The organism is Burkholderia catarinensis (genome assembly GCF_001883705.2).
Taxonomy (GTDB): Bacteria; Pseudomonadota; Gammaproteobacteria; order Burkholderiales; family Burkholderiaceae; genus Burkholderia; species Burkholderia catarinensis.
Map to the genome: position 1 here is coordinate 24,088 of NZ_MDEQ02000031.1, position 21,188 is coordinate 45,275.

General features: G+C 68.1%; 3 protein-coding genes. All 3 read left to right on the top strand.

Annotation, left to right across the window (positions count from 1 at the left end; all coding sequences use genetic code 11):
- Positions 1–31 precede the first annotated feature (31 nt).
- From BFF94_RS32520 to BFF94_RS32530, 3 genes are read left to right on the top strand one after another with little or no spacing between them, the layout of a single operon-like run.
- Positions 32–4,456: a beta-ketoacyl synthase N-terminal-like domain-containing protein gene (locus tag BFF94_RS32520; protein ID WP_128843591.1), complete on the top strand. Its 4,425-nt coding sequence runs from the start codon at positions 32–34 to the stop codon at positions 4,454–4,456.
- On the top strand, positions 4,453–7,776 hold the full coding sequence (locus BFF94_RS32525; protein ID WP_128843590.1) for a type I polyketide synthase: 3,324 nt from the start codon (positions 4,453–4,455) through the stop codon (positions 7,774–7,776). Before BFF94_RS32520 ends, BFF94_RS32525 begins: the two co-directional genes overlap by 4 nt.
- Complete coding sequence (locus BFF94_RS32530) at positions 7,773–21,182, top strand: non-ribosomal peptide synthetase/type I polyketide synthase (RefSeq protein ID WP_219140258.1); 13,410 nt, start codon at positions 7,773–7,775, stop codon at positions 21,180–21,182. The genes BFF94_RS32525 and BFF94_RS32530 overlap by 4 nt, the downstream gene beginning before the upstream one ends.
- Positions 21,183–21,188 lie beyond the last annotated feature (6 nt).

The window sequence follows — 21,188 nt, forward strand, 5'->3', positions numbered from 1 at the left end:
TTCAACGTTTAGCAGACAACGAAGGTTGAGTATGCTTCCCGATACAAAATTCAGGACTGTTACAGAAATATTGGTATTTCGCGGCAAGGTCGAACCGGAGAAGACGGCATTCATTTTTCTCGAGAACGGCGAATCGGAACTGACTCGACTCACGTTCGGCGACCTGGACAAGCGGGCTCGCGGCATCGCCGCCAGGCTGCACGGCATGGCGCAACCGGGCGATCGCGTCCTGCTGGTCTATCCGCCCGGACTGGAATTCATCTGCGCATGGGTGGGATGCCTGTACGCCGGCCTGATCGGGGTGCCCGCCTATCCTCCGCGCAGGCATCGTCCCGCCGATCGTCTCAAGGCCATCGTCGCCGACGCCAGGCCGGTCGTCGCGCTGACCGACGCAGCCACGCTCGACGGCATGGCGCATCGCGCGGACGGCTATTCCGACACGCTGGAACTGAAGATTCTGGCGACGGACCAGGGCTTCGACGCACCGGCCGAACAATGGCGCGCACCGGACATCACGCCGCAGACGCTGGCGCTTCTGCAATACACGTCAGGCTCCACCGGTACGCCAAAAGGCGTGATGATCAGCCACGCGAACATCCTGAGCAACATGGCGGTCATCGCCGAGGCGAGCGATGCCGATGCGTCGACGGTGTTCGTCAGCTGGCTCCCGGTGTTTCACGACATGGGTTTTTTCGGGAAGGTGCTGCTGCCGATCTATCTCGGTGTGCTGTCGGTGCTGATGGCGCCCGCGGCGTTCGTGCAGAAACCCATCCGCTGGCTGCAGGCAATCACGAAGTATCGTGGCACGCATTGCGCCGCGCCGGATTTCGCGTATGACCTGTGCGCGCGCAAAATATCCGATGAAGCCCGCGCGCAGCTGGATCTGAGCAGCTGGCGGGTGGCATTCAACGGCGCGGAACCGGTGCGCGCGGAGTCGGTGGCGCGTTTTTCGCGCGCATTCGCCGCGTGCGGCTTCCACGCGAAAACCATGCGCCCGGTCTACGGCATGGCCGAGGCGACCTTGTTCATCTCCGGTCAGCCGGCACGCTCGCTGCCGCTCGTGGCGGACTACGACGCCGACGGCCTGGCACAAGGCGTGGCGACGAGAAGCGACGGCGGCAAGCGCCACGCGCTGGTCTCATGCGGCCGGACCTGGGCGGAGCACCGCCTGCAGATCGTGAATCCGGATACCGGCGAGCGCTGCCCGCCGGACCGGATCGGCGAAATCTGGTTGACGGGCCCGAGCGTCGGCGTCGGCTACTGGAACCGCGTCGAGGAAACGGAGCGCACCTTTCGCGCGAAGCTGGATGGCGATGACGCGCGTTACCTGCGCACGGGCGATCTCGGCTTCGTCGATGGCGAGAACCTCTTCGTTACCGGCCGCTTGAAAGACCTCATCATCGTCGCCGGCCGCAATCACTACCCGCAGGATCTCGAGCAATCCGCCGAGGGAAGCCACCCCGTGCTGGCGCCCAACGCGTCGGCGGCGTTCTCGATCAACGTCGATAACGTGGAGCGGGTCGTTATCGCATGTGAAGTGCGCCGGGAAGCGCTCAACACGCTGAACGCGGAAGCCGTCGCCGCGGAGATCCGGCGCAAGCTCGCCGAAGCGCATGACGTCGATCTGTATGCGGCGATCCTGTTGAAGCCGGCCACGATCCTGCGCACGTCCAGCGGAAAAATCCAGCGGAGCCGAATCAGGCAAGCATTCCTCGACGAACAGGGGCTCGCGATCGCGGGCGAGTGGCGGCGTTCGTTCGCCCCGGAATACGCGCCCTCCACGGCCGCGGCACGTGACGCGCAAGCGCTGGTGCAATGGTGCGTCGAGCGTGTGTCGCGTCTGTCGGGAATCGATTCCGGCAATATCGACCCCGACGCGCCGTTCAGCATCTATGGGCTCGATTCGAAGGACGCCATCATGCTCTCGGGGGAGTTGCAGGACTGGCTCGGGCTGCCGGTCTCCCCTACCGTCGTCTACGATTTTCCGAGTATTTCCCTGCTGGCGCGCCATTTGAGCGGCACCGGGAATGCCATGCCGGACCAGGCGCCCGGTTCAGCCGAAGCACGCGCGGATATCGCGATCGTCGGCATGGGATGCCGTTTCCCCGGCGCCAGTGATCCCGACGCATTCTGGCAGCTGTTGCTGGAGGGCCGGGATGCGGTCGGCACGTCGAAGCAGCGCGCCGGCGACCTTCCGCCCACCGGACTGTTGGAACAGGTCGATCAGTTCGATGCGGCGTTCTTCGGCATCAGCGCCCGCGAAGCCGAATCGATGGATCCGCAACAGCGCCTGCTTCTCGAGGTTGCGTGGGAGACGCTCGAGCATGCGGGGATCGCGCCCCGGAGTATCGCCGGCGGACGCACCGCGGTCATCGTGGGCATCAGCAATTCGGACTACATCCGTCTGGCGCAGGAAGAAGTCGCGGATGTCGGCCCTTATGTCGCGACCGGCAATGCGCTCAGCGTCGCCGCCAACCGCATTTCCTACACGCTCGATCTGCGCGGCCCGAGCTGGGCGGTCGATACCGCGTGTTCGTCCTCGCTCGTCGCGGTTCATCACGCGTGCCGCGCACTGCAGCGCGGCGAGTCCGATGCGGCGCTTGCCGGCGGGGTCAATCTGATTCTGGCGCCGCAATTGAGCGCCTCCTTCACGCAGTCGGGCATGCTTTCGCCGGATGGCCGATGCAAGGCGTTCGATGCGGCAGCCAACGGCTATGTGCGCGGCGAAGGTGTGGGCATGGTGCTGCTCAAGCGTCTCGACGATGCGCTCGAGAATGGCGACACCGTGTTCGCCGTGATCCGCGGCTCGGCGGTGAATCAGGACGGACGCAGCAATGGCCTGACCGCGCCCAATGGCCCGGCCCAGCAGGCCGTGATTCACAGCGCGCTGTGCGATGCCGGCGTACGCGCGCAGGACATCGGCTTCGTCGAAGCGCACGGTACGGGAACGCCGCTCGGAGACCCGATCGAGTTGAACGCGCTGGCGGCCGTCCTGAACGAATCCCGTCGGCCGGACGCTCACTGCTGGATCGGTTCGGTCAAGACCAACATCGGCCATCTGGAGTCGGCGGCGGGTATCGCCAGCCTGATCAAGACCGCCCTTGCGCTACACCATCGCGCCATTCCGCCGAACCTCCATTTCCGGTCGATCAATCCGCAAATCGCGCTCGACGGCACGCCCTTCCGTATTCCGCAGCAGGTCACGCCCTGGCATTCGGAACACGGGCCGCGCATGGCCGGCGTGAGTTCGTTCGGCTTCGGCGGCACCAACGCGCACATGATCCTGTCCGAAGCGCCGCGGCCCGAGGAGATCGAAGCCGACCCGGCGGCGCCCGCGGCGCGCGTCGTGACGCTCTCCGCGCGTACGCCCGAAGCGTTGCAAGCGCTGGCGGCGTCCTACGCGGCGTATCTCGACGCCCATCCCGAGGTCCGTGTGCGGGATGTCGCGTTCACGGCCAATACCGGGCGCACCCACTTCACGCGGCGAGCGGCCATCGTCGCATCGAGTCTCGATACGTTGCGTTCGCAACTGGATGCCGTTTCGGCCGGCGAGCCCGCCGAAACGCCGCCCGCGGTGACATTCCACTTTTGCGCCGACGACGGCGGCAGCGCCGACGCGGTTCGGCAATTGCGTTCGGCCAGCCCCGCTTTCGGCGCGCTGATGCAGCGGCAATCCGAGGTATCCGAGACGCCCGGGCTCGCCTCCAACGAAGCCGGGTTCACGGCATTCCAGCGCGCGTTCGCGCAACTGTGGATGTCCTTCGGCATCACGCCGGGCGCCGTCAGCAGCACGGGCGACGGGCATCGCGCCGCGGCCTCGTTCGCGGACGTGCCGCAGGCGCCGGACGGCACTGCGGCGGGAAGCCACGGCATTGTGATCGAAATCGGCGCGCACACGGGCGCGTGGGACACGATCCTGCGCACGCTCGCCGAGCTCTACGTACGCGGCGCGTCCATCGACTGGGATGCCGTGGAGCAGGACGCACCGCGCCGCCGGCTTGCCCTGCCGACCTACCCGTTCGAGCGTCGCGGCTTCTGGATCAGTCCACGCGCGCCTCGGCATCCGTTGCTCGGGCGCCTCATGGAGCCGAACGCGCATGCGCCGGCCACGTGGATCTGGGAGTCGCGTCTTGACGCGCCGGCCACCACCTTTCTCAGCGGTCATCGCGTCAAGGGATCGCCCGTCCTGCCCTATTCCGCCTATGTGGAAATGGCGCTGGCGGCAACCTCGGAAATCGGCGCCGCCAGCCATACCACGTTGAAGGACCTCGCACTGCATGCGCCGTTGCCGCTGCATCCGCATGAATCGCACACCGTGCAGACCGTGCTGAGCCGTCAGTCCTGGGGACCGTTTTCGTTTGCCGTCTATCACCGGATCGAGGACACCAGCGCCGCCGCGACATGGCAGATGTGCGCGAGTGCCGAAATTCACGAATCGGATCGGAGCCACGCATGAAATTCGGACTGATGTTCTTCGCCAGCAGTGAAGAGGCGCTGTCCGGCAACAAGTACCAGCTCGTGATGGAAAGCGCCCGTTTCGCCGATGCGAACGGGTTTTCCAGCGTCTGGGTGCCGGAGCGCCATTTCACCGAATTCGGCTCGCTGTACCCGAATCCCGCTGTCCTGCACGCCGCGCTCGCCGCCGCCACCCAACGCGTGAAGCTCATCGCCGGCAGCGTGGTCGCAGCGCTGCACAACCCGATCCGGATCGCGGAAGAGTGGTCCATGGTGGACAACCTGTCGAACGGCCGCGTGGGCGTGTCGTTCGCCTCCGGATGGAATCCGGACGACTTCGTGTTCGCCCCGGACAAATACGCGACCCGGCAGGATGACATGCTGACCACGATGCGCACCGTCCAGCATCTGTGGCGCGGCGGTCTGCTGGATGCGCGCAACGGCGTCGGCAAGCCGGTGCAGTTGCGCGTCTATCCGACGCCGGTGCAGCCGGAGCTGCCCGTCTGGGTGACGGCCGCGAGCAATCCGCAGACCTTCGTGCGCGCCGGCGAAGTCGGCGCCAACCTGCTGACCCACGTGCTCGACCAGGATCGGGACCAGCTCGCGCACAAGATCGCCCTCTATCGCGAGGCGCGCGCAAAGCATGGCTTCGATCCGGCGGCCGGCACCGTGTCCGTGATGCTGCACACGTTCGTCGGCGACGATGCGGCGCGGGTGCGCGAGCAGGCGCGCGCGCCGTTCTGCAACTACATCCGCAGCAATATCGGGCTGTTGAACGGGCTGGCGCAGAGCCGCGGCCAGTCGGTGGACGTGCGCGCGATGGGCGCGCGCGAACTGGACGAGTTCGTCGAGTTTCTCTATGAACGCTTCGCGCAATCGCGCGGCCTCATCGGCACGCCGGAAACCTGCGTCGACCTGGTGCGGGATCTCGAGTCGATCGGCGTGGATGAAGTGGCCTGCCTGCTCGATTTCGGTCCGCCGGTCGAGCTGATCCTCGGCAATCTTCCGCAGTTGCGTCGACTGCGGGAGATGTGCGCTCCCAGGCGATTGGCCGCGCCGACGAGATTCGATGCCGCCGCGGTGCAGGCCCGCTGCACCGAAACGACTTCGGGCGCGGACTTCAATTGGGAAATCCGGCAGCACGGCGTGCAGATCGACGGCGTGTTCAACGCGATCCAGCAGATCTGGCGCACGGCCGGTGAGGCGCTGGGGAAAATCAGCCTGCCGGACGACGCACTGGCCTCGTCGCAATACCAGGTGCACCCCGCTTTTCTCGACGCGTGCAGCCGCGTGCTCGCCGCCGCCATCGATTCGGACGCGCTGGAGGCGGGCGACCTGTACCTGCCGAGTTCGATCGGTGCGGTACGGGTTCATCAGCCGCCGTCGTCAACGGATGCATGGAGTCACGCCACGCTGCGCAAGCCGATCGGGCAAGGCGCGCTGGAGGGCGATATCCGCGTCCATGACCTCGCCGGGCGACTGCTGATCGAGATCGATGCGCTGCGGTTGCAGCATGTGCGCTCCGGGCGAACCGTCGAGCGGCACGACTTGTCCGCGCTGCTTTATCAGCGCGTGTGGAGACCGTCGAGCGTCGACGCGGCAACCGGCGCTTCCGCGCAGGGCGAGTGGCTGATTCTCGCGGACCGTGGCGGCGTCGGCGCGCAACTGGCCGACCTGCTGGAAAGCGCGGGCGATACGTGCACGCTGCGCTTCGCCGACGCGACGCCGGAACTGCCCGCGCTCGACCGGCCGCTGAAGGGCGTCATTCACCTGTGGAGTCTCGATCTCGCGCCCGCCGACATCGCGGCGAGACGGCGTGCCAGCGCAAGCGTGCTGCAACTGGTCAGGGCGCTGGCGTCACGCGCACCGGCAGCCCGGCAGGCGCGTCTGTGGCTGGTGACCTCGGGTGCGATGAATGTGCTGGACGGTGAATCGACCGCCGTGGCGCAGGCCCCGCTGTGGGGATTGGGCCGGGCGATCGCCGTGGAGCATGCGGCGATGTGGGGCGGGCTCATCGACCTCGATCCCGCGCAGCCGTCGGCGGCGCACATCGTGCAAGCGGTACAGGCCGGCGGCCGTGAAGACATGATCGCGTTTCGCCGCGAACAGCGCTACGTCGCGCGTATCGCCCGCGACAATCGCGAATTCGTCAGCCACCGTCCGATCAGGTTCCACCATGACGCGACCTATCTGGTGACCGGCGGGCTCGGCGGGCTCGGCCTGCGGCTCGCGTCCTGGCTCGCCGCCAACGGCGCCGGCAAGGTCGTGCTGCTCGGGCGCGGCGCGCCCTCCCCCGCAGCCGAGAAAATCCTGCGCACGCTCGACGCGCGGTTCGTTCGCGCCGACCTGTCGCGTCGCGAGGACGTCGCGCAAGCGCTCGGTGAAATCGCGGATTCGATGCCGCCGCTCAAGGGGGTCTTTCACCTCGCCGGCGCGCTCGACGATGCGCTGCTGACGCGCCAGGACGACGATTTCTTCCATCGCGCCGGAAGCGGCAAGGCCGATGGCGCGTGGTATCTGCACGAACTCACGGCCGATCTGCCGCTCGATCATTTCGTGCTGTTCTCGTCGATGGCCGCGCTGATCACCATGCCGGGCCAGGGCAACTACGCGGCGGCGAACAGCTTCCTCGACGCCCTCGCGCAGCATCGGCGCGCGCAGGGAAAACCGGGGCTCAGCATCAATTGGGGGCCGTGGGCGGAGATCGGCCACGCCGCCACCGACTATGGACGGCGCGCGCACGAACAGCTGGCCGCGCTCGGCGTCGGCACGCTGTCGCCCGAACTGGCCATCGCGGCACTGGAACGGCTGATGGCGTCCGGCGTCGCCCAGTCCGGGGTGGCCCGGATCGACTGGCCGACCCTGTTCCGGGTCGATGCGCCGGCCGCCGGGTCGGCGCTGTTTTCCGAGCTGGCGCAACCGGTCGCGCAGCCTGCGCAGCAAGAGACGGCATTGCTGCGCCAGCTGCATGCGTGCGCGCCGCGCGAGCGGGTCGAGCTCATCACCGACACGCTCGCGAAGATGCTGGCCGAGACCCTTCGTCTGTCCGGCCCCGACGCCATTGCGCCCGAGCAATCGCTGCTCGATCTCGGCCTGGATTCGCTGGTCGCGCTCGAACTGACCGACCGCCTCAACAAGGTGTTCGGAAGGCCGTTTCGCGCGACGCTGTTCTTTTCCTATCCGAACCTGCAAACGCTCGCCCAGTACGTTCTCAACGAACTGTCGCCGTCGCTCCCCGCGCCTGTCGTCGATGAAGCATCCGAAGACCTCGACGAGGACGACCTTTCCGAACTGATCGCCCAGGAGATCGGCGCCCAATGAACGCCAAGGCCACGCATGCACTGAAAGCCGCGCTCGACGAACTGCGCCTGCGGCGCGCGGAAATCGCGGCGCTGCGTTCGGACCGCAACGAGCCGATCGCCGTCATCGGCATGGCTTGCCGCTTCCCCGGCCGCAGCGATACGCCGGACGCGTTCTGGCAATTGCTCGATCACGCGCGCGACGCCGTCGCCGAAGTGCCGGGCGAACGCTGGGACATCGATCGCTATTACGACCCCGATCCGTCCACGCCCGGCAAGATGGCGACCCGCCACGGCGCCTTTCTCGAACGCGTGGATGAATTCGACGCGGCGTTCTTCGGGATCGCGCCGCGCGAAGCCACTTACCTCGATCCGCAGCAAAGGCTCCTGCTCGAAGTGGCCTGGGAGGCGCTCGAAAACGCCCATCTCGCGCCCGAGCGCTTCAGGCAGTCCGCCACGGGCGTGTATGTCGGCATTACCTGCTTCGACCATGCGATCCAGGTGTCCAATGCGTCGACGCCGTCGAGCAGCTACGCCGGCACGGGCAGCGCGCTGAACATGGCCGCGGGCCGCTTGTCGTTCGTGCTGGGCCTCACCGGCCCGAGCATGGCGATCGATACCGCCTGCTCGTCGTCGCTGGTCTGTCTGCACCTGGCCTGCGAAAGCCTGCGCTCGCGCGAAAGCAACATGGCGCTTGCGGGCGGCGTCAACCTGATGCTCTCGCCCGAGGTGATGGTCAGTTTCTCGCAAGCGCGCATGCTGTCGCCGGATGGACGCTGCAAGACCTTCGACGCGGCGGCGGACGGCTATGTGCGCGGCGAAGGGTGCGGCATGGTGGTGCTCAAGCGCCTCGCCGACGCGCTCGCCGACGGCGATCGCGTGCTCGGTATCGTGCGCGGCACGGCGGTCGACCAGGGCGGTGCGGGCGGCGGGCTGACCGTGCCGAGCCGCGATTCGCAGGAACGGGTGATCCGTCGCGCACTGAATCAGGCCGGCCTCGTGCCCGGCGACATCTCCTATGTCGAGGCCCACGGTACGGGGACGTCCCTCGGCGACCCGATCGAGGTCGAAGCGCTGGCCGGCGTCTACGGCCCCGGGCGCGCGGCGACCGAGCCGCTCGTGATCGGTTCGGTCAAGACCAATATCGGGCATCTGGAGTCGGCCTCCGGCATCGCCGGCCTGATCAAGGTGCTGCTGTCGTTCGAGCACGACAGGATTCCGGCGCATCTGCATTTCACGCAACCCAATCCGCATACGCCGTGGCATGACATCCCCATTCGCGTCGCGGCCGATCCGGTCGCGTGGCAGCGCGGGGATCGCAGGCGAATCGCCGGGGTGAGCGCGTTCGGATTCAGCGGCACCAATGCCCACGCGATCGTCGAGGAACCGCCCGTCGCGCCGGCGCACGCCGCGCAGCGCGCGCTGCTGCTGCTGTCGGCCCGGTCCGAAGCCGCGCTGACGGCGCTCGCACAACGCTACGAGCGCATGATCGCCGGCGCGACGCCGCAGGAGCTGGCCGCCATCTGCCGTGCCGCTGCCACCGGACGGAGCCACTATCCGTTTCGCGCGGCCTATGTGTCGGGCGCGAGGGAACCGTCGGCGGCATCGGCACGCACGGGCAAGGCGTTGCGCCTGGGCTTCATGTTCGGCGCACCGGACACCGGCGTCGCGCGCGAACTCCACGCGTCGGAACCGCTTTTCCGCGACGCCTTCGCGCGGTGCTCGGTGCCGCTGGAGGCGCTCGATTCCGACGCGGGCCGCTTTGCGATCCAGTACGCGTGGGCGGAACTGTGGAAGGCATGGGGCATCCGCCCGTCCGTCGTGTCGGGCCACGGCGTCGGAGAATATGCCGCGGCCTGCGTGGCGGGGGTCATGAGCGTTGCCGACGCGCTGCGCCTTGTAGCCGCTCGCTCCGATTCCGAGGCCTTGCGCGCCGCGCTTCAGGACATGCCCCTCGCACGGCCCTCGGTCCGCCTGATTTCCGGCTGTCTCGGCGCCGAGGTGACCGACGAGGTGACGCATCCGCCGTACTGGTTGCAGCTTGCCGAGTTGTCGAATCAGGCCAACGCGCAAACCGACGCACCGCCCACGCCGGAGGGGCTCGCCGACGGCTGGCTGCCGCCGCCCTGCGCCGGCGATGCACTGGAGCGCGCACTCGCGGCGCTCTATGTGCAGGGCGCGCAGTTCGACTGGAACGCGTTGTTCCCGATGCCCGCCCAGCCCGCCGCGACCCTGCCGAACTACCCGTTCGAGCGGCAGCGCTTCGGTCTGGAGAAAACCCCATCGCCCGTCGTCGGCATGGATGCCGGCAGCATCGAGGAAGCGTTGCGGCAGCTCAAGGCGTCCGGCAAGTACTCGGGGGACGTGCTGAACGCATTTCCGGAACTGCTTCGGACCGCCTTCGCCCCCGCTGAAGCCGCCGCCCCGAACGCACACCCGCTCTATCACGTGGTGTGGGAGCAGCAAGCCGCGTTGCCGGCGGCCCGACTTGCCGCCGACACGTCCCCGTGGCTGATCTTCGCGGACGAAAGCGGTGTCGGCGAGCGGTTCGCTGACCTGCTGCGCGCGCATGGCGCATCCTGCTCGCTGGTCCGCCCCGGCCCCGACTATGGCGGCGGCGCGGAAGCGGGCTGGCAAGTCGTGCCCGAGCGGCCGGATCATTTCGTCCGCGTGCTGAACGAGACCGCCGCCCCTGGCCAGCGCATCGTGTTTCTATGGGCGCTGGACGAAGCCGTCGGCGCGTCGCGCATGTCCGCCGCCCTGCTGCATCTCGTGCACGCGTTGGTCGGCAGCGAGCGCGAGTGGGCGCCTTCAAGCCGGCCCAGAATCTGGGTGATCACGCGCGACGCGGTGGAAGCCGGCGAATCGCCCCGCGTATCGGGGCTCGCTCAGGCTGCGCTGTCGGGCCTCGCACGCGGTGCGATGATCGAGCATCCGGAATGGTTCGGCACCGCGATCGATCTCGATCCGGCCGCGCCGGAGGACGAGACGCAGGCGCTGCTTCAGGAAATCCTCGGCGAGAGCCGCGAAGAACAGGTGGCGTTGAGGCACGACGCGCGCCATGTCGCGCGCCTGAGCCCGCTCGCGCCAGCTGAAACGGCCGCGCTGCGGGTCGACCCGGAAGCGGCCTACCTGATCACCGGCGGGTTCGGTGCGCTCGGGCTGCACACCGCCCGGTGGCTGGCAGCGCACGGCGCAGGCACGCTGATCCTGGTCGGCCGACAAGGGGCCGCGAGCGAGGAGAGCCAGCAGGCGATCGCCGAGCTGCGCGAGCGGAACGTGTCCGTGCGTTGCGAGCGTCTCGATATCACCGACCCGGTGGCGGTTGCCGATTTCTTCGCCGCGCTCCACCGCGACGGCGTGCCGCTGCGGGGCATCGTGCATGCGGCCGGCATCGTCGGCTACAAGCCGCTCATGCAGGTTGAGCGCGAGGAACTGGAAGCTGTCCTGCAACCGAAGGTCGCGGGCGCCTGGCTGCTCCATCAGCACAGCGAACCGTTTCCGCTCGATTTCTTCATCCTGTTTTCGTCGATCGCGTCCGCGTGGGGTTCGCGTGACCAGGCACACTACAGTGCCGCGAACCGATTCCTCGACGCGCTCGCGCATCATCGCCGCAGCCTGGGCCTGCCGGCCCTGAGCGTGAACTGGGGGCCGTGGGCGCAAGGCGGCATGACGTCCCCCGAGGCGGAAGCGCTGCTGCGGCGCGTCGGTATCCGTTCGCTGGCGGCGGATCGCGCGCTCGACATGCTGGATCAGCTCCCCGCCGTGCCCCAGGTCGCGGTCGTCGATATCGACCTGGCGCTGTTCCAAGGCTCCTACGAGGCGCGCGGACCCAAGCCATTCCTCGACCGCGTGCGGGTGGCCGGAAGCCCGCCAAGCGCGCTGGCGATGCCGGCGTTGAGCGACGCATCCCCCCGCGAGCGAAAGCGCCTGCTGGCGGACAGCATCGATCGCGCGGTTGCCCAGGTGCTCGGCTTCGACGCGGCGACGCTGGACCGCGACCTCGGCTTCTTCGAGATGGGCATGGATTCGCTGATGGCGCTGGATGTGCGCACGCACCTCGAAAAAGCGCTGGGCATCCCGTTGTCGGTCGCGCTGTTGTTCGATCATCCGACGGTCAACGCGCTCGCGGATTTCCTGGCGGAGCAGTCGTCCGCGCCGGCGCCGGACGCGAGCGCGGCGCCGACGGAGGCCGTGCCGTCGCGGCCGGTCGCACCCGCCGTGGCGCCGCGCGAGGCCGGCACGCCGGAGCCGATCGCGATCGTCGGCATGAGCTGCCGGTTTCCGGGCGCCGCGCACGATCTCGACGCCTATTGGCGGCTGCTGAACGACGGCGTGGATGCGATTTCCAAAGTGCCGCGCGAGCGCTGGGATGTCGACGCGTACTACGATCCCGATCCGGAAGCGCCGGGCCGTATGTATTGCCGCTTCGGCGGTTTTCTCGACGACGTCGATCAGTTCGATCCGGCATTTTTCCGGATCACGCCGCGCGAAGCGGCCGCGATGGACCCGCAGCAGCGCCTGTTGCTCGAAGTCAGTCACGAAGCGCTGGAGCATGCCGGCATTCCCGTCGACAGTCTCAAGGGCAGCCGGACCGGCGTCTTCGTCGGCATCACCACCAACGATTACGCGAATCTGCAGCTTCGCAACGGCGGCGGCAGCGGCATCGACGGCTATTTCTTCACCGGCAATCCGCTCAACACGGCGGCCGGCCGCATCTCCTATGGACTCGGTGTGCAGGGGCCGAGCATGGCGATCGACACCGCCTGCTCGTCGTCGCTCACCGCGATCCATACCGCCAGCCAGAATCTGCGCAGCGGCGAGTGCGATCTCGCGATTGCGGGCGGCGTCAATCTGATCCTGTCGCCGGACAACTCCATCGCCGTCTCGCGCACGCGGGCGCTGGCGCCGGACGGTCGATGCAAGACCTTCGACGCGGCGGCGGACGGCTTCGTGCGCAGCGAAGGCTGCGGCGCGCTGGTGCTCAAGCGCCTGTCCGATGCGCTCGCCGCGGGCGATCGCGTGCTGGCTGTGCTCCGCGGTTCGGCCGTCAACCACGACGGTGCGTCGAGCGGCTTTACCGCGCCGAACGGCCGCGCGCAGGAAGCCGTGATCCGCCAGGCACTGGGCAAGCTTCCCGCCGCGTCCATCGACTACGTGGAAGCGCACGGGACCGGCACCCCGCTGGGCGATCCCGTCGAGGTGCAGGCGCTGGCGACGGTGTTCGGCGCCGAGCGCGACGGGGGCCGGCGGCTGCGCATCGGCTCGGTGAAAACCAACATCGGCCACACGGAATCCGCCGCCGGCATCGCGGGGGTCATCAAGGTCGTGCTGTCGCTGAACCACGACCGCCTCCCCGCCCACCTGCATCTCCGCCAGCCGAGCCCGCTGGTGCAGTGGGACGCGCTGCCGATCGAGATCTGCGCCGAGGCGAGCGCGTGGCCGCGCGGCGAGCGGCCACGGCGCGCCGGCGTCAGCGCGTTCGGCGCGAGCGGCACCAATGCGCACCTGGTGCTGGAAGAAGCGCCCGCGCCGGCGCCGCAGGCGACGCCGTCGAAACACAAGGTACATCCGCTGGTCCTGTCGGCCAAGACGCCGGCAGCGTTGCGCGAACTGGCCGGGCGCTATCAACGGCGGCTCGAAACCGAACCCGGTCTCGATATCGCGGCCGTGGCCTTCTCGGCGTCGACCGGCCGCTCGCATTTCGCGCATCGGCTGGCGCTGCCGGTGACGTCGCTCGAGGACGCCATCGAAAAGCTGCGCGCGTTCCACGCGAAAGAACCGGCCGGCGCGGCGCAGCCCGCCCCCCGGGTGAAGATGGCGTTCCTGTTCACCGGCCAGGGCCCGCAATACGCCGGCATGGGCCGCCGCCTGTACGACGCCTATCCGGTGTTCCGCGACGCCATCGACCGCTGCCGCGCGGTGGCCGATCCGCTGCTCGACAAACCGTTGCTCGAGGTGCTGTCGGCCCAGAACGACGATATCCACCAGACCGGCTACAGCCAGCCGGCCCTGTTCTCGCTGCAGTTCGCGCTCACCACGTTGCTGGCGTCGTTCGGCGTGGTGCCCGACGCGGTGATGGGACACAGCGTCGGCGAATACGCAGCGGCTTGCGCGGCCGGCGTCTTCTCGCCGGAAGACGGCCTGCGGCTGATCGCCGAACGCGGCCGGCTGATGCAGGCGTTGCCCCGCGACGGCGAGATGGCGGCGATTTTCACCGATCTCGCCACGGTCGAGCGCGCGATCGAAGCCTATCCGCACGATGTCGCGGTGGCGGCCGTCAACGGTCCGGCCAGCATCGTGATCTCCGGCAAGCGCGAGCGCATCGCGATGCTGGTCGACGCGTTCGCTGTGCTGGACATCCGGTCCGTACTGCTCAATACCTCGCACGCGTTCCACTCGCCGCTGGTCGAGCCGATGCTGGACAGCTTCCAGGCCGTCGCGAAAGCGGTGCGCGCCACGCGCCCGGCGATCCCGTTCTATTCGAATCTCACGGGCGCCGTGATGGACGAGGCGCCCACCGACGAGTACTGGCGCCGTCATTGCCGGGAGCCGGTGCAGTTCGCGAGCAGCGTCGAGCGCCTCGCCGAAGCCGGGTTCAACCTGCTGGTCGAAATCGGCCCCAAGCCGGTGCTCGTCAACCTGGCCCGCGCGTGCTGTGCGCCGGACGCCGGGATCCAGTTCCTTGCCCTGCAGCGGCCGCAAGTCGAGCAGCAAGCGCTGATCGAAACGCTGTCGAGCCTGTATGCCCGCGGCGTCGATGTCGATTGGGCCCCAACCGAAACACCCGCGCCCACGCGCGTCGCATTGCCGTCCTATCCCTTCCAACGCAGCCGTACCTGGTTTCAGAAAGCGGACATGTCCATGACTCAGACAAGCGCATCACCCCTCGCCGCAACGCCGACGCACAACCGTAGCGGCGAGGTTCTCGAATGGCTCCGCGGCAAGATCGGCGAATTGATCCAGGCCGATCCCGCCACCATCAACATCGACCTGCCGTTCCTGGAGATGGGCGCCGACTCGATCGTGCTGATCGAGGCCATCCGGCACATCGAGAAACAGTACGGCGTGAAGCTGGCCATGCGCCGCTTCTTCGAAGACCTGGCGACGGTGCAGGCGCTCGCCGAGTATGTCGCGGACAATCTGCCGGCGGTTGCCGCGACGGCCGAGGCCACGGTCGCGGTCGAGGCCGAGCTGTCCACGGCGGCGGTCGCGCCGTCCGCGGAGGTGCTTGCGCCGCTCGCCGCCGCCCCGGCGGAATGGGTTGCGGCCGAAGGCGGCTCCACGGTCGAGCGGGTGTTGCGGGAGCAGAATCAGCTGCTGTCCCGCGTCATGAGCCAGCAGATGGAACTGCTGCGCACGTCGCTGACCGGCCACGCCGACGTTCGGCCGACGATCGCCGCGCAAGCCGTCGCGAGCGTCGGCAGCGTCGCGAGTGTCACACCAAAGGCCGCGATCGCGGCCCCGGCTGCCGTGCCCGCAACGAAGCCCGCGCCTGCCACTGCGGCCGCGGCGGACAATCGGCCGTCCAAGCCGATGATGCCCTGGGGCAGCCCGGTCGAACAGCGGGCGCGCGGCTTGTCCGCCGTGCAGCAGGAGCATCTCGAAGCGCTGATCGTGCGCTACACGACGCGCACCCGGAAATCGAAGGACTCGGTGCAGGCGTCCCGCCCGGTGCTGGCCGACAGCCGTGCCACGGTCGGCTTCCGGTTTTCGACCAAGGAGATGCTGTATCCGATCGTCGGCGATCGCGCGGCCGGTTCGCGGCTGTGGGATATCGACGGCAACGAGTACATCGATTTCACGATGGGCTTCGGCGTGCATCTGTTTGGCCACACGCCGGACTTCATCCAGCATCAGGTCACCCGCGAGTGGCAACGTCCGCTCGAACTGGGCGCGCGCTCCAGCCTCGTCGGTGAAGTGGCCGCGCGCTTTGCGCGCGTCACCGGTCTCGATCGCGTGGCTTTCTCGAACACCGGCACCGAGGCGGTCATGACCGCCATGCGGCTCGCGCGTGCCGTGACCGGGCGCGACAAGATCGTGATGTTCACGCATTCCTATCACGGCCATGCCGACGGCACGCTCGCCGCGGCGAACGCGGAAGGCGTGACGGAAACCATCGCCCCCGGCGTGCCGTTCGGTTCGGTCGAGAACATGGTCCTGCTCGACTATGGCAGCGACGCCGCGCTCGAGGCCATTCGCGGGATGGCGTCGACCCTCGCCGCCGTGATGGTGGAGCCGGTGCAGAGCCGTAACCCGTCCCTGCAGCCCGTCGCCTTCCTCAAGGAGCTGCGCCGCATCACCGAGGAGGCCGGCATTGCGCTGATCTTCGACGAAATGATCACGGGCTTCCGCGTCCATCCGGGCGGCTCCCAGGCCATGTTCGGGATCCAGGCCGATCTCGCGACGTACGGCAAGATCATCGGCGGCGGCCTGCCGCTGGGCGTCATCGCCGGTTCCAGCCGCTTCATGGACGCCATCGACGGCGGCATGTGGACCTACGGCGACCACTCGTTCCCCGCCGCCGACCGCACGGCGTTCGGCGGCACCTTCTGCCAGTACCCGCTCGCGATGGCGGCCGCGCTGGCCGTGCTCGAGAAGGTCGAACAGGAGGGGCCGGCGCTGCAGGCCGCGCTCAACGAACGGACCGCGCAAATCGCCGAAACGTTGAATGCGTTTTTCGCCGAGGCCGAGGCGCCGATCAAGGTCACGTGGTTCGGCTCGATGTTCCGCTTCGAATTCACCGAGAACCTCGACCTGTTCTTCTATCACATGCTCGAAAAGGGCATCTACATCTGGGAATGGCGCACCTGTTTCCTCTCCACCGCGCATACGGATGCCGATATCGACCGGTTCATCCGGGCGGTGAAGGACAGCGTCGCCGACCTGCGCCGGGGCGGTTTCATCCGGCCTCACTCGAAGCACGGCACGGTGGCCGCGCTGAGCGAAGCGCAACGCCAGCTGTGGATCCTGTCGGAAGTCGATCCCGAAGGATCGCTGGCCTACAACGTCAACACCACCCTCGAGCTGAATGGCCGGCTCGACGAGGCCGCCATGCGCGCGGCCGTGCAGGGTCTCGTCGATCGGCACGAAGCGCTGCGCACCACGCTGACGCCGGACGGGTCAGGCCAGATCGTGCATCCGTCGCTGAAGCTTCAGATTCCGCTGATCGACACGGACCAGGACGCGTGGCGGGACCACGAAAGCCGCCAGCCGTTCGACCTGGTGAACGGTCCGCTCTTTCGCGCCGCGCTCGTGCGCCTGGACAGCACGCGTCACCTGCTGGTGATGACGGCCCATCACATCGTCTGTGACGGATCGACGTTCGGCATCCTGCTCGAGGATCTGGCCCGCGCTTATGCGGGTGCCGCGCCGGCCGCGGCGCCGCTGCAGTTCCGCGAGTACCTGAAGCAGCTCGACGGCCAGCGCCACAGCCCGGAAACGAAGGCGAATCGCGCGTACTGGCTGGCGCAATGCGCGCACCGGGCCGAACCGCTGAACCTTCCGTTGGACTACCCGCGGCCCGCTGTGAAGACGTTTCACGGCGAGCGCGTGTCCCTGCATCTGGACGCGGCCGAGGCCACGTCGCTGCGCACTGCCGCCCGTCAGAACGGCTGCACGCTCTACATGATGCTGCTCGCGGGCTTCAATCTGTTCCTGCACCGCATCGCCGGCCAGCAGGAGATCGTCACCGGCATCCCGGTGACCGGCCGTTCCGTGGCCGGCAGCGATCGCCTCGCCGGCTACTGCACGCATCTGCTGCCGTTGCGCTCCACGCTGCCGGAGCAGGCCACCGTGGCCAGCTTCCTGGCCGGCACCCGCCAGAACCTGCTCGACGCGCTCGAGCACCAGGATTTCCCGTTCGCCGAACTGGTCCGCGAAATCGGCGCGCAGCGCGATCTCAACGCCGCCCCGCTGGTATCGGCGGTCTTCAATCTGGAACCCGTATCGGCGCTGCCCGAACTGCCCGGCCTGACGGTCGGCCTGGTCACTCCGCTGATCCGCTATACCGCGTTCGATCTGAACGTCAATGTCCTCGACGCGGGGCAGGCACTCCTGATCGATTGCGACTACAACACCGACCTGTTCGACGAGAGCACGGTGCAACGTTTCCTCGGGATCTACCGGACCTTGCTGACGCGCCTCGCGGACGATGCGTCGGCCGCCGTTGCGCGGCTGCCGCTGACGAGCGACGCGGAGCGGAGCCTGCTGACCGTCGAGTGGAACCGGACCGAGATGGATTTCGGCGACGCCGCCGCGCAACCGCTGCATCGGTTGTTCGAGCAACAGGTCGAGCGCACGCCCGATGCCGTCGCCGCCGTCTACGACGACGTCGCGCTCACCTACGCCGAACTCAACCTGCACGCCAATCGTCTCGCCCATCGCCTCATCGAGCTCGGTGTCGCGCCCGACTCCCTCGTCGGCGTCGCGATGGAGCGTTCGCTCGACATGATCGTCGCGCTGCTCGCGATCCTCAAGGCCGGCGGTGCTTATGTCCCCGTCGACCCCGAGTACCCCGCCGAGCGCGTGCGCTTCATGATCGACAACGCTCAGTTGCGCTGGCTCCTCACCCAGCAGCATCTGCTTGACGCGCTGCCCGACTCCGACGCCCGCGTGATCGTCGTCGATCGCGACACGCTCGACCTCGATGCCGCGCCTGCGTCCAACCCCGCGCCTGTGCTGAGCGGCGACAACCTCGCCTACATGATCTACACCTCCGGTTCGACCGGCCGGCCCAAAGGCGCGCTCAACACCCATCGCGCCATCACCAACCGCATCCTGTGGATGCAACACGCCTACACGCTCGGCGCGGACGATGCCGTCCTGCAGAAAACCCCGTTCAGCTTCGACGTGTCGGTCTGGGAATTCTTCTGGCCGCTCGTCACCGGTGCGCGCCTCGTGTTCGCCCGGCCCGGCGGCCAGCGCGAGACCGACTACCTGGTCGAACTCATCGAGCGCGAACGGATCACCACGGTCCACTTCGTGCCCTCCATGCTGCGCGCCTTTCTCGACCATCCGGACCTCGACGCGCACTGCACGTCGCTGCGCCGCGTCGTGTGCAGCGGCGAGGCCCTGCCATACGACCTGCAGCAGCGTTGCCTCGCGAGCCTGGACGTCAGGCTGTTCAACCTCTACGGCCCCACCGAGGCCGCCGTCGACGTGACCGCATGGGAATGCCGGCGCGACGACCCGCACCGCATCGTGCCGATCGGCCGGCCCATCGCCAACACCCGCCTCTACATCGTGGCCGCGCAGTTGCAGCCCGTGCCGGCCGGTGTGGCGGGCGAACTGCTGATCGGCGGCACGCCGGTCGGGCGCGGCTACCATGGCGAACCCGAACTGAGCGCCGAGAAGTTCATCGTCGATCCGTTCTCCGCCGATCCGCATGCGCGCCTCTACCGCACCGGCGATCTCGCACGCTACCGGCTCGACGGCAACATCGAGTTCCTCGGTCGCATCGACCACCAGATCAAGCTGCGCGGCCTGCGCATCGAACCCGGTGAAATCGAGGCGGCGCTGGCATCGCACCCGCTGGTCGAGGCAGCCGTCGTCGCACTGCGCGGCGCGGACGACGGCGCGCGACTCGTCGCATGGCTGCGCTCGTCGCAACCCGAGGCCGAACTGATCGAAGCGGTACGCGCGCACCTGCGGCAGCGGCTGCCGGATTACATGGTGCCGTCCGCATTCGTCGTCGTGACCGCGTTCGAGCAACTGCCCAACGGCAAGCTCGATCGCGCCGGACTGCCCGAACCCGGCGACGGCCTGGCCCACGTTGCGCCCGCCAACGCGCTCGAAGCGCAGTTGACGGCCATCTGGCAGGAAGTGCTCGGCCAGGCCCGGATCAGCACGACCGCCAATTTCTTCGAGCTGGGCGGCAATTCGCTTTCCGCGACGAAGGTCGCCGCGCGCATCCGTCGCGATCTGCATGTGAAGCTGGAAATCCGCAGCCTGTTCTCGCATCCCACCATTTCGAGCCTCGCGAAACGCATCGCCGATACGCAGCCGATCGATTACGCGCCGGTGACGCCGCTGCCGGCGCAAGCGCATTACGAACTCTCTCCCGCCCAGACGCGGCTGTGGGTCCAGGATCGCCTCAATGCGGGGCAAGCCGGCGGGCCGCTGCCCACGTCCCTGCTGTTCGAGGGGGTGCTGGACGTGGAGGCGCTCGTGCGGGCGTTCCGCGTGTTGAGCGAACGTCACGAGATCTTGCGCACGCGTTTCGTGCTGTCCGGCACTCAGCCGGTCCAGCAAGTGCTGCCCCCGGGCGAAGCCGCCTTCCCGGTCGAGGTCGTGGATCTGCAGGATGCCGAGGACCGGGATGCCCAGGCCGTGTCGATCACCGCCAGCGAACGGCTCGAGCCGATGGATCTCGCCACCGGCCCGCTGTTCCGCGTCAAGCTGCTCAGGCTCTCGGAAGTCCGTCACGTCTGCATCTGCACGATGCATCACATCGTGAGCGACGGCTGGTCCACGGAGGTGCTGCTCGACGACCTGTCGAAGATCTATGACGCGTTGGTCCAGCGTCGCGACCCTCCGTTGCCCGCACTCTCGATCCAGTACAAGGATTACGCCGGCTGGCTGAACCGCCTGCTCGCCGGGCCGGACGGCGAACGCATGAAGGAATACTGGCTGACCAAGCTGGGCGGCGGCCTGCGCGCGCTGGAACTGCCGGGCGACATCGAGCAGCCGGCCGCGCCGAGCTGGAAAACCTGGCGGTTCGAACTGCCCGCCGCTGAGACGACGGCGCTGGAATCGCTCGGCAAGCGCCACGGCGCGACCTTGTTCATCGCGCTGCTGTCCGCGATCAAGGCGCTGTTCTACCGCCGTTCCGGCCAGGAGGACATCGTCGTCGGCACGCCGGTCGCGGGCCGCGAGCTTCCCGAACTCGAGCCGCAGGTCGGCCCCTATCTGAACGTGCTGGCGCTGCGCGATCGCGTCGCCGGCGACGATCGTTTCGATACGCTGCTGACCCGGGTGCGGGACACCACGCTCGAAGCGTTCTCCCACCCGCTGTATCCGCTGGATCGCTTGCTCGACGAACTGCGCATCAAACGCGTTGCGGGACGCAATCCGCTCTTCGACGTCGGCCTGACGCTGCAGAACCAGCGACCGGGCGCCAGCGATCGCTACGCGGGACAAGTGCGCATCGCCGAGCTGCCGGAACCCGACCTGCAGGGCGCGGACACGGAAGCCGCGACGGACTTCTGGTTCCTGGCCGAACCGCGCGCCGAGGGCCTCGCGATCAGCGTCGTCTATCACGCGGGGCGGTTCAGCGAGGCCCTGGTGCAAGGCCTCGCCAGCGAGCTGACGTCCGTCATCGGCGAAGTACTTGCCAACCCGGGCGTTCGCATCCGGAACCTGACATTGGGACAACGCGCGCTGCACGCCGAAGCCCGCCAGCCCACCGTCGAACTCAGTGCATTCTAAGGAGCC